This is a genomic window from Trinickia sp. (assembly GCF_057351765.1).
Window position 1 is genome coordinate 1 of record NZ_JBMRBK010000021.1, and the last position, 14,102, is coordinate 14,102.

General features: G+C 61.6%; 15 protein-coding genes. 8 read left to right on the forward strand and 7 right to left on the reverse strand.

Going from position 1 to position 14,102, the window contains the following annotated elements:
• Positions 1 to 139: 139 nt before the first annotated feature.
• Entirely contained in the window at positions 140 to 1,309 is a 1,170-nt protein-coding gene (locus tag ACO1XS_RS04305) for an iron-containing alcohol dehydrogenase (RefSeq protein WP_331566494.1), read from the reverse strand.
• A 49-nt stretch (positions 1,310 to 1,358) separates the two neighbouring features.
• Entirely contained in the window at positions 1,359 to 2,246 is an 888-nt protein-coding gene (dapA, locus tag ACO1XS_RS04310; RefSeq protein WP_331566591.1) for a 4-hydroxy-tetrahydrodipicolinate synthase, read from the reverse strand.
• A 316-nt stretch (positions 2,247 to 2,562) separates the two neighbouring features.
• Here dapA and ACO1XS_RS04315 point away from each other — a divergent pair, with 316 nt between their 5' ends.
• Complete coding sequence (locus ACO1XS_RS04315) at positions 2,563 to 3,537, forward strand: LysR family transcriptional regulator (RefSeq protein WP_331566492.1); 975 nt, start codon at positions 2,563 to 2,565, stop codon at positions 3,535 to 3,537.
• A 129-nt stretch (positions 3,538 to 3,666) separates the two neighbouring features.
• Positions 3,667 to 4,593 carry a polyphosphate kinase 2 gene (ppk2, locus tag ACO1XS_RS04320; protein WP_486390080.1) on the forward strand — a complete coding sequence of 309 codons (927 nt, stop codon included), beginning with the start codon at positions 3,667 to 3,669 and terminating at the stop codon, positions 4,591 to 4,593.
• Positions 4,594 to 4,650: 57 nt separating this feature from the next.
• Here the strand turns inward: ppk2 and ACO1XS_RS04325 are convergent, their stop codons facing one another.
• The 3 genes from ACO1XS_RS04325 to ACO1XS_RS04335 form a co-directional block, all read right to left on the reverse strand.
• A complete protein-coding gene (locus ACO1XS_RS04325; protein ID WP_331566488.1) occupies positions 4,651 to 5,031 on the reverse strand; it encodes a VOC family protein in 381 nt (126 codons plus the stop codon).
• A 5-nt stretch (positions 5,032 to 5,036) separates the two neighbouring features.
• Entirely contained in the window at positions 5,037 to 6,437 is a 1,401-nt protein-coding gene (locus ACO1XS_RS04330) for an FAD-containing oxidoreductase (protein WP_331566486.1), read from the reverse strand.
• Positions 6,438 to 6,526: 89 nt separating this feature from the next.
• A complete protein-coding gene (locus ACO1XS_RS04335; RefSeq protein ID WP_331566484.1) occupies positions 6,527 to 7,429 on the reverse strand; it encodes a LysR family transcriptional regulator in 903 nt (300 codons plus the stop codon).
• Positions 7,430 to 7,549: 120 nt separating this feature from the next.
• Here ACO1XS_RS04335 and ACO1XS_RS04340 point away from each other — a divergent pair, with 120 nt between their 5' ends.
• The 6 genes from ACO1XS_RS04340 to ACO1XS_RS04365 all read left to right on the forward strand — a co-directional run bounded on the left by ACO1XS_RS04340 (position 7,550) and on the right by ACO1XS_RS04365 (position 13,114).
• Positions 7,550 to 8,542, forward strand: a complete 993-nt coding sequence (locus tag ACO1XS_RS04340; RefSeq protein WP_331566482.1) for a 2Fe-2S iron-sulfur cluster-binding protein — start codon at positions 7,550 to 7,552, stop codon at positions 8,540 to 8,542.
• Between the two features lie 92 nt (positions 8,543 to 8,634).
• Positions 8,635 to 9,876, forward strand: a complete 1,242-nt coding sequence (locus tag ACO1XS_RS04345) for an aromatic ring-hydroxylating dioxygenase subunit alpha (RefSeq protein ID WP_486390081.1) — start codon at positions 8,635 to 8,637, stop codon at positions 9,874 to 9,876.
• Position 9,877: 1 nt separating this feature from the next.
• Positions 9,878 to 10,351: an aromatic-ring-hydroxylating dioxygenase subunit beta gene (locus ACO1XS_RS04350; protein WP_331566478.1), complete on the forward strand. Its 474-nt coding sequence runs from the start codon at positions 9,878 to 9,880 to the stop codon at positions 10,349 to 10,351.
• An 8-nt stretch (positions 10,352 to 10,359) separates the two neighbouring features.
• The gene (locus ACO1XS_RS04355) at positions 10,360 to 10,671 is read left to right on the forward strand and encodes a non-heme iron oxygenase ferredoxin subunit (RefSeq protein WP_173256721.1); all 312 of its coding nucleotides are present in this window, start codon (positions 10,360 to 10,362) and stop codon (positions 10,669 to 10,671) included.
• A 97-nt stretch (positions 10,672 to 10,768) separates the two neighbouring features.
• Positions 10,769 to 12,103: an MFS transporter gene (locus tag ACO1XS_RS04360; protein WP_331566476.1), complete on the forward strand. Its 1,335-nt coding sequence runs from the start codon at positions 10,769 to 10,771 to the stop codon at positions 12,101 to 12,103.
• A gap of 105 nt (positions 12,104 to 12,208) precedes the next feature.
• Entirely contained in the window at positions 12,209 to 13,114 is a 906-nt protein-coding gene (locus ACO1XS_RS04365) for an endo alpha-1,4 polygalactosaminidase (protein WP_414720152.1), read from the forward strand.
• Between the two features lie 24 nt (positions 13,115 to 13,138).
• On the opposite strand, the gene ACO1XS_RS04370 is transcribed toward ACO1XS_RS04365, so the two are convergent.
• The gene (locus ACO1XS_RS04370; RefSeq protein ID WP_331566472.1) at positions 13,139 to 13,477 is read right to left on the reverse strand and encodes a DUF4148 domain-containing protein; all 339 of its coding nucleotides are present in this window, start codon (positions 13,475 to 13,477) and stop codon (positions 13,139 to 13,141) included.
• Between the two features lie 102 nt (positions 13,478 to 13,579).
• Positions 13,580 to 13,729: a hypothetical protein gene (locus ACO1XS_RS04375; protein ID WP_331566470.1), complete on the reverse strand. Its 150-nt coding sequence runs from the start codon at positions 13,727 to 13,729 to the stop codon at positions 13,580 to 13,582.
• Between the last annotated feature and the right edge of the window lie 373 nt (positions 13,730 to 14,102).

Below are 14,102 nucleotides of genomic sequence, written 5' to 3' on the forward strand. Positions count from 1 at the left end.
GAATTCGTTGCGCCATGGGCGTCGAGCACGACGCGCGCACGCATCGCGCAGCGGACGCAGGCAACGGCGCTGTCGGCCGTGCCGGACAGATCGTCGCCGACGACGAGGAGTTTCGGCGCCTGCCGTTGCGCGGACGAACTCATGGCAGCAGCCGCTTGTAAATCCCCTTGATGTCTTCGAGATCGAGGGGTTTGGGGTTGTTGCCGAGCAGCCGCTTCACTTTGAGTGCGGCTTCGGCCAGCGGCTGCAAATCGGCTTCCGATACACCGAACGCGCGCAAATCCTGTGGGATGGCCATGACCTCGGTCCAGGTGCCGATCGATGCGAGCAGGCTGTCGGCTGCCGCCGCGTCGTCATCGCCATGAACGGACAGTCCAAGCGCGCGCGCCACGTTGGCAAGGCGCCCGACGATCGCATCGCGATTGAATCGCATGACGTGCGGCAACAGCATCGAATTCGCGACACCGTGCGTGATATTGAACATCCCGCCGAGCGGGTAGGCGAGCGCATGCACGGCTGCGGTCCCCGCGGCCGTGAGGGCGAGACCGCCGTACATCGATCCGAGCAGCATCGCCTCGCGCGCTGCAAGCGAGCTGCCGTTCCGATAAGCGTCGACGATGTTCGCACCGATCAGGCGCATCGATTCCATCGCATACATATCGCTGATCGGATTGGCCTTCGTCGAGATATAGGATTCGAGCGCGTGAATGAATGCGTCCATCCCGGTTGCCGCGGTAATCGGCTGGGGCAGACCGAGCGTGAGCGTCGCATCGAGGATCACCACTTGCGGCAGCAGATGACGGCTCACGATGCCCACCTTGAGCGCCTCGTCCGGTAGCGTGACGATGGCATTGGGCGTGACTTCGGAGCCGGTGCCGGCGGTCGTCGGCACGAGAATCAGCGGGATGCCGGGCGAGCCGATGCGATCGACGCCAAGCCAGTCGCGCAACGGCTCGCGATTCGTCATGCGCGCCGCGAAGAGCTTCGCCGCATCGAGCACGCTGCCGCCGCCGATCGACAAGACCGCGTCGGGCGCGAACGGCGCGATCTGCTCGCCGAATACGGTCTCGACGTTTTCGATAGTCGGCTCGGGCTCGACATCGCGTACCGTCAGGACCTGGATATCCTTCGATTCGAGCGCCGCGACGACGCGCGCAGCGACACCGTTGCGTTCCATGGCCGGCTGCGTGATGAAGGCGACGCGGCGGATAGGACGCTCGAGCAGGGCGAGCTTCTCGGGCAACTGCTCGAGGCTGCCGGCTCCGTGCACGATGTGCCTGACTGTTTGGAAGTGGTAAGCCGGGTTCATAGGGGGGGGCAAGGATTTTCGGATCGGATGAGGGCGTGAAGACTGTCTGTCAATCCATGCGCGGATAGTGCTCGATCGCTTTGGCGAGCCGCTCGCGGGCCGCTGCATCGAGCGGTTGCGCGGGCGAGCGCGCCGGTCCTGCAGGCATCCCGAGCATCTGCGCGGCGGTCTTCAACACGACGGGCAGCGTCCCCAGCGCGAACGCTTCGCGCAATGCGCGCAGCGATTCCTGCGCCCGCCGCGCAGCCGCGATGTCGCCACGTTGAAAGTTGTTCCAAATCGACATGACAACGCCGGGCACGGCGTTCGTGGTGGCGGCAACCGCGCCGTCGCCGCCTGCGATCAATGTCCACAGGATCATCGAGTCGGTGCCCGTGAACACGGCAAAGTCGTCGCGGCGCAACGCGATCAACTGCAAGAGCCGATCGAAATCTCCGCCGCTGTCCTTGATGCCGCGAATGTTGGGAATGTCGGCCAGACGCCGAACGGTATCCACATTCAACGTAACGCCCGCTTTGGCCGGAATCGTATAGAGCATGACGGGCAGCGCAGTGGCGCGCGCGATGCGTTCGTAATGCGTGAACAGCTCCGCCTGCGTGGCACCGTTGAAATAGGGCGTAATGACCGAAACGGCGTCCACGCCGACGTCTTCCATCTTGCGATTGAGCGCGATGACATCGCGCGTGGCGTAGGCGCCGGTGCCGGCAATGACGGGCACGCGCGAACGTGCCTGATCCACGGCAATGCGCGCGATCCGAAGCTTCTCCGGTTCCGAGAGCGAAATGAACTCGCCATTGGTACCCAGCACGAAAAGACCGTGTACGCCCGCCTCGATGAGCTTGTCGACGAGCGTCCGGAGTCCTTGCTCGTCGATTTCTTCGTCCGGCGTCATCGGTGTGATCAGCGCGGGCACGATTCCTTTGAATGCCACTGATATATCTCCTGCTCGATGGTGCGCCCGATCGCGGGTGCATTGTTTTGATCGGTTCGGTCAATCCGAGGCCGGGCGTGGGAGGAACGACGCGCTAGCGAGCGCTGGGGCGGCCATCGCCGGTGATCGATGCAAGCATGTTAGACGACCGGATCGGTCGTTTCAACTCTGTGTAAACCCTTATTTTGATCGAATCGATCAAATCGATGTGCGTTTCTCCGGAGGAACGGCGCGGCCTCCGGCGAGGCGTTACGGAGCCGGAGACTTGTGTCGCGCCCGCTCGGTGACCTATTCTCGACTGTTGGCTATTCGGAGGGCGAGCATGGACCGGCTACAGGCGATGGAAGTCTTTACCCGCGTGGTGGAGGCGAACAGCTTCACGCGGGCGGCGGAAACGCTGCGCATACCGCGCGCGACCGTCACCACCGTCATTCAGAATCTCGAGGCGGTGCTGGGCGTGCGTTTGATGAATCGCACGACACGGCGGCTGGCGCTCACCTCGGACGGCGCGGCTTACTACGAGCACTGCATCAAGATTCTTGCGGAGATCGCGGAGACCGACGCGAGCTTTCAGGTGGGCAATCGCAAACCGGGCGGCATGCTGCGCGTCCATATGCCGGGCGCGCTCGGGCGGCGGCTCGTGATTCCGGCGTTGCCGCTCTTTCACCAGCGCTATCCGGACATCACGCTCGATCTCGGGTTGTCGGACCGTGCCGTCGATCCGGTCGAAGAGGGCGTCGATTGCATGATTCGAATCGGCCCGCTCGAGGATTCTTCGATGGTGGCGCGTCGCATCGGGATGTTGCGGCGGGTCACATGCGCATCGTCGGGTTATCTCGAGCGCTATGGCGCGCCGCAAAGCATCGCCGATCTCGTTTCGCATCGTGCCGTCAACTACCGCGCGAGCCATGACGGACGCGCCGTGCCGTGGGTGTTTCTGATCGACGGCAAGCCGGTGGAAGTGAAGATGAATGGCGTTGTCACGGTCAACGATTCGGATGCCTATGTCACCTGCGGCCTGGAAGGATTCGGCCTGATTCAGCCGACGCTTTTCATGGTGTTGCCGCATCTGATCGACGGCTCGTTGAAAGAAGTCTTGCCCGATTGCAATCCGAAGCCAAAGCCCATTTCGATCGTTTATCCGCATAACCGGCATTTGTCCGCGAAAGTGCGCGTATTTGCGGAGTGGATCGCCGAGCTCTTCGAATCGACGCCCGCGTTGGAAGGCGGGGAGCCTTGGCGTTCCGCGGTGAACAATCGGACGGCCAAGCACGACAGGGGGCAGTTGGTGGCGTGACGCGCGTGCGCATGGCCCGGAACCGGAGCGAAGCGCCCCCGGTAATATGGTCGTCATGATCCGCCCCGAAAATCGGGGCGGGTTGGACCGTCCATATTCGCCGCCGCGCATTGCATTGGGAGAATCGCCATGAAGGAAGAGGATCCGAGATCCGACACGTTCGCGCTCGACGAGCGGCAGCGCCGTCTCCACGAGGACCTCATCGACGCCTACGACGAAGAAGTCGAAATGGAAGTGGACGACCGGCTTCTTGACGGTGCGGGCGTGCTTTCGCCCGAAGCACGCGAGGCGCGCAAGCACTATTTTCGCGAGCTGTTCCGGTTGCAGGGCGAACTGGTCAAGCTGCAGGACTGGATCGTGGCAACGGGCCATCGTCTGGTCGTCATCTTCGAAGGACGCGATGCGGCCGGCAAGGGCGGCGCGATCAAACGCATTACGCAGCGGCTCAATCCGCGCGTGTGCCGTGTGGCTGCCTTGCCTGCGCCGAGCGACCGCGAGCGCACGCAATGGTATTTTCAGCGTTACGTGGCCCATCTTCCGGCCGGCGGCGAAATGGTGCTGTTCGATCGGAGCTGGTACAACCGCGCGGGTGTCGAGCGCGTCATGGGATTTTGCGACGATGACGAGTGCGAAGAGTTTTATCGCTCCGTGCCGGAATTCGAAAAGATGCTCGTGAGAAGCGGTATCCAGATCCTAAAATACTGGTTCTCGATTACCGACGAAGAGCAGGAAATCCGCTTTCAGGCGCGCATCAAAGACCCGCTCAAACAATGGAAGCTGAGCCCGATGGACCTCGAGAGCCGGCGCCGTTGGGAAGCCTATACGCAGGCGAAGGAAGTGATGCTGCAGCGCTCGCATATTCCGGAGGCGCGCTGGTGGGTGGTCCAAGCCGTCGACAAGAAACGCGCACGCCTGAACTGCATCCATCATCTACTGAGCCAGGTGCCGTACCAGGAGGTCGAGCACCCGGCCGTTACGCTGCCGGAGCGTGTCTACAACGAGGACTACATTCGAAATCCCGTCCCGGCTGACATGATCGTGCCCGAGATCTATTGAACGACGCAGCGCGGCACGAGGCGCTGCGTCGAACGACGAACGGCACACGGCGCTTGCTCAAGCTCCGCCGTAGGGTCGCGTAATGATCTCGAGGAAGTGGCCGTTCGGATCTTCGAAATACGCGCCGCGGCCGCCATCGTTCGTGTTGATCTCGCCCTCGCGCCGCTGGGCGGGATCGGCCCAGTACCGCAGCTTGCGGGCCCGTATGCGTCCCATGATCTCGTCGAATTCGGTCTCGCTGACAAGGAACGCATAGTGCTGCGAGGCGGGCCGTTTGCCGGATGTCAGAAAGTCCATCGTCACGCCGTTGCTGAGCCGCACGGCGAGAAACGGGCCGAACGCAGTCGGCGCGGGGAGCCCTAGAATCTCCGTCAAAAACGCCGCCGACGCATCCCTGTCCTGCGCGTAGACGATAGTGTGATTGAGCGCCACGCTCATCGCCGCTACCTCCTTTCAGCATCGATATCGGTCAAAGGCTTCAACTCGCCAAGCACCGTCGGCAGTAGCTCCGATACCGTCGGATGAATATGCATCGCACGCTGCATGACGGTGTAGGGCGCTTTGGCATACATCGTATCGAGCACGCAATGAATGGCCTCGTCGCCACCGACGCCCAGAATCGCCGCCCCGAGGATTTCTTTCGTATCGGCATCGACGACGATTTTCATGAAACCCTGGGTTTCTCCCTTTTCGACGGCACGCCCCACGCGCTCCATCGGGCGCATGCCGATGAGCGCCTTGCGGCCCGCGCGGCGGATTTCCTCGAGCGTCATGCCGGCGCGGCCGAGAGGTGGGTCGATGAACAGGCCATAAGCCGTAATCCGGTCGCGCACGCTACGGTTGTCGCCATTGAGCAGATTATCGGCGACGATCTCGTAGTCGTTGTACGACGTATGCGTAAAAGCCCCGCGGCCATTGCAGTCGCCGAGCGCCCAGACGTGCGGAACAGCCGTCTGAAGCCGGTCGTCGACCGTGATGTAGCCGCGTTCGTCGACGGCGATACCGGCCCGATCGAGGCCGAGGTCGTCGGTATTCGGTTTGCGTCCGACCGCGACGAGCAAATGCGAGCCGACGATCTCGCGCTTGCCGCCTTGGCAGTCGAGCTTGACTGCGATATGCGCGCCGCGCTTTTCCACTGCCATACACTCGGCATGCAGTTCGATCCCAATGCTTTCTTTCGCCAAAATATCGCGCACCGCTGAAGAGACGTCCTCGTCTTCGCGGCCGATCAGGCGCGGGCCTTTTTCAACGACCGTGACGTTACTGCCGAAGCGCCGATACATTTGAGCGAATTCGAGGCCGATATAGCTGCCGCCGATAATGATCAGGTGTTCGGGCAGAAAGTCCACGTCCATCATCGTGGAATTGGTCAGAAAGTCGACTTGGTCGAGCCCCGGCATAGGGGGAATGAAGGGACGAGTGCCCACGTTGACGAAAATGCGCTCGGCACTGAGCACGCGGTCGCCGACGCGCACGCTATTGGCCGATTCGAAGCGGGCGTGCCCTTCGAGGACGGTGCAACCCTCGAGCCCTTTCAACCATTTCTCGACATTGGTCCTCGATTTGCCGGATATCTGGTCTTTGCGGGCCTTGACGCGACGCATATCGACATCGATCGTTCCGCCGATATCGACACCGAAATCCGCGGCGCAACGGGCCAGATGCGCGGCGTAGGCGCTGGCAACCAATGCCTTGGTCGGGATGCAGCCAGTGTTCACGCACGTGCCGCCGAAAAGATTGCGCTCGGCGATCGCAACGCGCATACCGGCCGACGAAAGCCGCGCCGCCAGCGCGGGCCCGGATTGACCTGTGCCGATGATGACGGCGTCGAATCGATCGGTCATGCTGGCCTCCGCGTATCGCATGGACGAAACATCGTCCCATCATAGGCGAAGCATCGGCGCTTTGCCGGCTTGCGCGCAGGCGTCGGCACTCAAAACGAAAACACGTCGGACACGATCTGCCTCAGCCATTGATTGGCGGGTTCGCGATGGTTTTTTGCGTGCCAGAGTACGTTGATCACGATATCGGGAATTTTCACGGGGCACGGTGCCGATTCGAGACCGAACGGCGCGAGCGTCCTGTCCGCGTAGGCCTGCGGCACCACCGCGATGAGATCGGTGTTTTGCAGGATGTGCCCTACCGCGACGAAGTGCGGAACGCGCAAGCGGACGTCCCGCACGATGCCCGCGCGCTGAATGACCTCGTCCACCATCCCGTGCCCCGTGCCTTGCGCGACGACAGCGACGTGATGCGCCGCACGGAACGCTTTCAGCGTCATACCGTCTTCCGCCAGCGGGTGCCGTTTGCGATACAGGCAGACATAACGCTGACGAAACAGTCGTCTTTGAAAGAAGCCGGTCTTCAGGCCCGGGACGAATCCGATCGCCAGATCGATCTGCCCGCTTTCCATCAGCTCGTGTAGATCGGGGCGGCTCGTCGGCGTAGTGGAGATCGTCACGCCCGGCGCCGTCAGCGCCAACCGCTTCATCAGTTCGGGCAGGAAATAGATCTCCCCGATGTCCGTCATGGCAATCGAGAAATCGCGGCGGCTCGTTCCCGGATCGAACGTCACCTTTTCGTTGAGCGACGTATGGATCGCGCCGAGCGCATAGCCCACCGGCTCCGCCAACCGTTCCGCGAACGGTGTCGGCGCCATTCCTTTGGCGGTGCGCAGGAAAAGCTCGTCGCCCAAAAGGCGCCTGAGCCGATTCAACGCATTGCTGACCGCCGGCTGCGACACGTCGAGACTCTCGGCGACGGCGGACACGCGCCGCAGCCGCAATAGCTCGTTGAATACGACGAGCAGGTTCAGATCGATGTCCCGCAGCTCCATGCCATCCCCATGCGTTATCACTGAAATTGATACAGGATATTCACCCGTTTCTATTTATCAATACTAACGGCGCGCGCACTATCTCGCCATACCGAACGATATCTGGAGACGAGCACTGCCATGGAAGTCGCCGTTTTGCCGCTGCAGCGCACCATCGCCGCCGAGCCCGGAGCCAACCTGTTGGACACGCTGCGCGAGCACGGCATCCCCGTTTCGTACAGCTGCATGGCGGGCCGGTGCGGCACCTGTCGATGCAAGGTGGTCGGCGGAAAAGTGATCGAGGCGGGCCCCGAGCAAGCGCGCGCGCCGATGGGCGCCGGGGACTCCGTGCTCGCCTGTCAGGCGACGCTCGTCGAAAGCTGTGCCATCGAAATCCCCGAACCGGACGAGATCGTCGTGCATCCCGCGCGTATCGTCAAATCGACGGTCGTGGGCCTGGAACGCGTCACGCACGATATCGTGCGTCTGCGGCTGGCGCTGGCGAAGCCGCTTCAATTCTCGCCGGGGCAATACGCGACACTGCAGTTCGCGCCGGATCTGAGTCGGCCCTATTCGATGGCCTGTACCGATTCGGCGAACGAACTCGAGTTTCATATCCGCGTGGTGCCCGACGGCCGCGTGACGTCCTATGTCGCATCGACGCTGAAACTCGGCGATACGGTCCGCGTCAGCGGCCCAATGGGCACCGCGTATCTGCGTCGCAAGCACGAGGGGTCGATGATCTGCATCGCGGGCGGAACCGGGCTCGCCCCGGTGCTCTCGATCGTCCGCGGCGCGATCGCCGCCGGAATGACGAACCCCATTCATTTGTACTTTGGCGTGCGCTCGTCGGCCGATGTCTATGGCACGGAGTGGCTCGACGCATTGAAAGCCGAATATCCGCCGCTGCGCAGCCATATCGTCGTCGCCTCCTCGTCCGAACCTGTGGCAAAGAGCGGGCGAGCCGGCGTCGTCACGCATGCGATCGATGAAGACTGGAAAGAGATGAGCGGCTGGCGCGCCTACGTCGCCGGCTCGCCACTGATGGTCGACGCAGCCACGCTCGTGCTCGCGCGCAAAGGCATCGCGCGCGAACACATCTACGCCGATGCCTTTTACCCCAGCGGCGTTTGATCGATGAAACGTGCCGACGCAGTGGCGCCGGACGGCAACGAGGAAATATGGGTATCCGCGTAAAGAGACAGGAGACGACGATGGCGGACAGCATGAAGCGATCCCAGCCAGCCTGGGGTTCGGAAGGATCGAGTCGCATTCCCTTTTGGGCTTACACCGATGCCGACATTTATCGGCGGGAACTCGACCGGTTCTTTTATTCGGGCCATTGGTGCTACATCGGCCTCGAGGCGGAAATCCCGAACGCGGGCGATTTCAAACGGACTGCCGTCGGCGAGCGCTCGGTTATCGCGACGCGTTCGGCGGACGGCGAGGTGCATGTCGTCGAAAACGTCTGCGCGCACCGGGGCGCGCAGTTCTGCCGCGAAAAGTTCGGCAACCGCAAGGACCTGACGTGCCCGTATCACCAGTGGAACTACGACCTCAAGGGCAACCTGGTGGGCGTACCGTTTCGCCGGGGCGTCAAACAGGACGGGAAGATCAACGGCGGTATGCCGGCCGATTTCGATCCGAAGGAGCACGGGCTCACGAAGCTGAAGGTCGCCTGCCGCAACGGCGTGATCTTCGCATCGTTCGATCACGACGTGCAGCCGCTCGAGGACTATCTCGGTCCGACCATTTCGCGATATTTCGATCGGCTCTTCGATGGCCGCAAGCTGACTGTGCTCGGCTACAACCGTCAGCGTATCCCCGGAAACTGGAAATTGATGCAGGAAAACATCAAGGACCCGTATCACCCCGGCCTGCTGCATACCTGGTTCGTCACATTCGGCCTTTGGCGGGCCGACAACAAGTCCGAACTGCGGATGGACGAGCACTTCCGGCACGCCGCGATGATTTCGACGCGCGGCGCCGGCGGCAAAGGAGAAGTCACGAGCGGTGTCACGAGCTTCAAGGAGCAGATGGCGCTCAACGACGACCGTGTTCTCGATGTCGTCCATGAACCGTGGTGGGGTGGGCCCACCGCCGTCCTGATGACGATTTTCCCGAGCGTCATCATCCAGCAGCAGGTCAACTCGGTCTCGACGCGGCATATCCAGCCAGTCGGGCCCGATGCGTTCGACTTCGTCTGGACCCACTTCGGATTCGAAGACGATCCCCCCGAGATGACGCAGCGCCGTTTGCGGCAGGCGAATCTGTTCGGTCCCGCCGGCTTCGTTTCCGCCGACGACGGCGAGGTCATCGAATTTTCGCAGGAGGCATTTTCGAAGAAGCGAAACCATCGCACGCTCGCGGAGCTCGGCGGGCGCGGCGTCGAAGAGGCCGAGCACATGGTGACCGAGACGCTGATTCGCGGGATGTATGACTACTGGCGCCGCGTGATGGAGGTTTGAAATGCTGGACTTCGAAACTTTTCAAGCGGTCCTCGCGCTTTATGCCGACTATGCGGCGGTACTCGATAGCGGCAACTGGGACAAATGGCCCGGGTTCTTCACCGAAGACTGTAGCTACAAGCTTCAACCGCGCGAGAACCACGAACGCAATCTGCCGCTTGCGACGCTTTCGTTCGAAAGCCGGGGCATGCTGAAGGATCGCGTCTACGGGATTTCCGAAACGATCTTTCACGATCCGTATTACCAACGCCATATCGTGAGCATTCCGCGCATCGTTCGCGCGGATCCGCAACGAATCGAGACCGAAGCGAATTACGTGGTGTTTCGTACGAAGCCCGATGGCATGACGACGCCGTTCAACGCGGGCAGATACCTCGATGTCATTCGCCGCACGGCCGATGGACTGAAGTTCGAATCGAAGCTTTGCGTCTTCGACAGCGAAATGATTCCGAATTCAATCATTTATCCCATTTGAGGCGAACCATGGCGGCACAATGGACGAAAGTCATTTCCATCGCAGAGCTTCCAGCCGACGACGTATCGGTGGTCACGCTCGAGAAACGGGAGCTCGCGCTCTATCGTATTGGCAGCGCGGTCTACGCTACGGACAATCTTTGCACCCACGGCAATGCCCGCTTGTGCGACGGATTTCTCGACGGACATGAGATCGAATGCCCGCTTCATCAAGGCAAGTTCGATGTTCGCACCGGACGCGCGATGTGCGAGCCGCTCACCGAGGATATCGCGACCTATCCCGTCGAGCTGCGGGGCGACGACGTTTACGTCGAAGTATGAGCGCCTCGTAAAACGATTCGATCGGCGCGCAGCGACATCGCGCCTGTCCAGACTCAGACTCATAAAACACTAGGCAACATCTGGAGGAGACATAGCTATGCAATCGCACACTGCGAGTGTGGACGTGCGCGCGTGGATGGACGCGCAACGTTTTTCGCCATTCCAATGGTGGGTTCTTATTTTGTCGTTCTGCGTCGTCGCCGTGGATGGCCTCGATACCGCATGTGTCGGCTTCATCGCGCCGGCATTGAGACAGGCGTGGCACATTGGGCCTTCGGTGCTCGGCATGCTGTTCGGTGCCGGCCTTGCAGGCTTGATGATAGGGGCGTTCGTATTCGGACCGGTCGCCGACAAAATCGGGCGTAAAAGAACGTTGATTGCGTGCGTCGCCTTCTTCGGTCTCGCAAGCCTCGGATGCGCCCGCGCTCCGACGATCGAATCGCTGATCGCGCTGCGCTTCGTCACCGGTCTGGGGCTTGGCGGAGCGATGCCGAATGCCATTGCGTTGACGTCCGAGTATTGTCCGCAAAGCCGGAAATCCTTCCTGACCACAGTGATGTTCTGCGGTTTCACACTGGGTTCCGGCTTGGGCGGCGTGCTGTCGGCGCATCTCGTGCCCGAGTATGGGTGGCGCGCTGTGCTCATTGCCGGAGGCGTCCTTCCGCTTGCGCTCGTGCCCGTTCTGATCGTGTCGTTACCGGAGTCGGTTCGTTATCTCGTGGCCGCAGGCGAAAAGTCCGAGCGCGTCGCGAGTTTGCTTGCGCGCATCGCCAAGCATGAATTCACCGAAAAGACGAGATTCGTCCTGGCCGAGGCGAAGGCGGAAGGATCGCCGGTGCGCCAATTATTTGCCAATGGGTTTCGCGCAGGGACGCTGCTGCTGTGGTGCATCTTCTTCATGAGCTTGTTGATCGTCTATCTGATGACGAACTGGCTTCCCACGATCGCACATAACGCCGGCATGAGCTTGGCCGACGCTTCTCGTTTGATGATGCTCTATCAGATCGGTGGAACCATCGGTGCGGTGGCGATCGGCAAGACGATGGATCGGATCAAGCCACCCGTCGTACTCGGTGCGGCTTATGGCGCAGGCGCGCTGCTGATTGCGGCGCTGGGCCACGCGCAGGGCATGCCGTTGATGCTCGCGGTAACGGGAGTCGGTTTTTGCATCAGCGGTTCGCAGATCGGCGCGAATGCTTACGCGGCTCAATACTATCCGACCGAAAGCCGTGTGACGGGCATCAGCTGGGCGTTGGGTGTCGGACGTCTGGGATCGATCGTCGGATCGCTATCGGGCGGCTTGTTGCTCGCCATGAACATTTCGCAATCCTCATTGTTCATGCTTGCCGCCGTCCCCGCGCTGCTGGCTTCGCTAGCGGCGTTTCGTTGCTACCCCCGGGAGCCTGAAGGCATCGCGGCAGTAACGACATGACAACTGTCTGAGGTATCATCGGGCCTGCTTCGGACTTGAGTTCCGATCGTCTGCGCGCTTTGGGGCGCGTGACAGTTGAATGTCGACAATAACTCAGGGGAAGTCATGCGCCTTGCGGGGCTTTGCATCGGGGCCGTTGCCGCGACGGGGCTCGCAGCCTGCGGCGGAGGCGGATCGTCATCGGTCGCCGACGCGTCGTCGGCCGCCGCGGGTTCCGTCGTGGCGTCTTCCGCGGCGAGCACTTCGTCGGGAGGCGCTTCGGCTGCGACGGCATCGGCCGCGACGCACTGGATGCCGGTACAGACCGACACGTGGCAGTGGCAGCTGACCGGCGCAATCGATACCAGTTATCAAGTCGGCGTCTACGACATCGATCTTTTCGACGCACCGCAATCGGTCATCGACAGTTTGAAGGCGCAGGGTCGCAGGGTGGTTTGCTATTTTTCGGCAGGCACCGCGGAAAACTGGCGGCCCGACTACTCGCGATTCCTGCCGTCCGATCTTGGCAACAGCGTGCAAGGGTGGTCCGGTGAACGCTGGGTCGATACGCGATCGACGAACGTGCGCAACATCATGTCGGCACGGCTCGATCTGGCCGTCAGCAAAGGGTGTGATGGCGTCGAGCCCGATAACGTGGACGGTTACACGAACAACCCCGGATTACCGCTCGACAGCTCGACGCAAGCCGACTTCAACCTCTTCATCGCAAACGCCGCGCATGCGCGGCACTTGGCTGTTGCGCTGAAGAACGACATCGAGCAATTAGGCGCGTTGGGTGCGAGTTTCGACTTTGCAGTCAACGAGCAATGCCACGCTTTTAACGAGTGCAGTGCCTATGGCGCATTCCTGGCCTCGGGTAAAGCCGTTTTCAATGCCGAATACGCGTCGAAGTACGTGCAAAACACGGGCGGCGCGCGCGATCAGCTTTGCCAGACCGCGAAAACCGAGCGCCTCCGCACGCTGGTGTTACCGCAGGCCCTCAACGACAGTTTCCGCTTCAGTTGCGATTGAGGGCCGCTGCGGCGGCGCGCACGCTCAGTGATATCCGAACATCGACCGTTTATTCATATCCGGTGTCATCGCGGGCATGGTATGTCCGGTTTCCGCAGTGCCCGTCGCCGTTCCGCCGACGTCGGTCGCCGATGCGTCGTTCATGCCGTTGTGCTTTGCGGCGACGCGCGCTTCGGCAGCCTGAATCTCGGCCGGATAGGTTCCCCGATTGCCATGCGCCGGGTTATAGCCGGCATGCTCGAGCTCGATCAACTGAGCCCGTACCTGATCGCGCGTCACCGGCCCATTGGATGTTTGAGCGAATGAAAGGGCCGGCACGACGAGTGTGATGGCAATGGCGGTGGTTTTGACGATGGCTTTCATGGTGCGACCTCCCGATCTGTTTGCCAGTTGCGCGCAAGATCGTTCGCGCTCGGCAATATCAGCGTAGGGCGCCAATCTTAAGGATGGCTTAGTCGAAAGCGGTCAATCGCCACGGGTCCGTTTGCCGGGGGCTTCGCGCGGCGGCCGCGCGCCGCGTTTGCCGAGCAGGCTCAGCAGATGGCCGCCCCAAAAAAGGAGTGCGACGATGGCAAAAATCAGACAAACACCCACAAGGAGCTTGATCACGATCATATCGGTCGGTGCGCGAGGTTATTGTCAGCGTAATGATATGCCTGCTTGCGACTCCTTTCCCAAAACGCATGAGCGCCCCGTCCGGCGCGGGTCACGGCGCCATGACCGTCGATCGAAGGAGTGCCGGACAACGCGAACGGCTCCCTAAAGCAACGCCTGCCCGGTGTCGATATGGAGGGAAGGCTTGTTGCCGTAACGGCGAACGTGCGGTCGGGTTTCCTCGGGGTGTTATCGAAGTCAACCGGATGCATCCTTCCAGCGTTTGTTAGATCACAATTTGCTACATCGATCGGTAAAGGGGCTTGATCGCTCTTCTCGACGGTCGGCGACAGGCGTCAGTGCTGTCGCGGGCCGGGAGCGGCTGGTCGTGTTA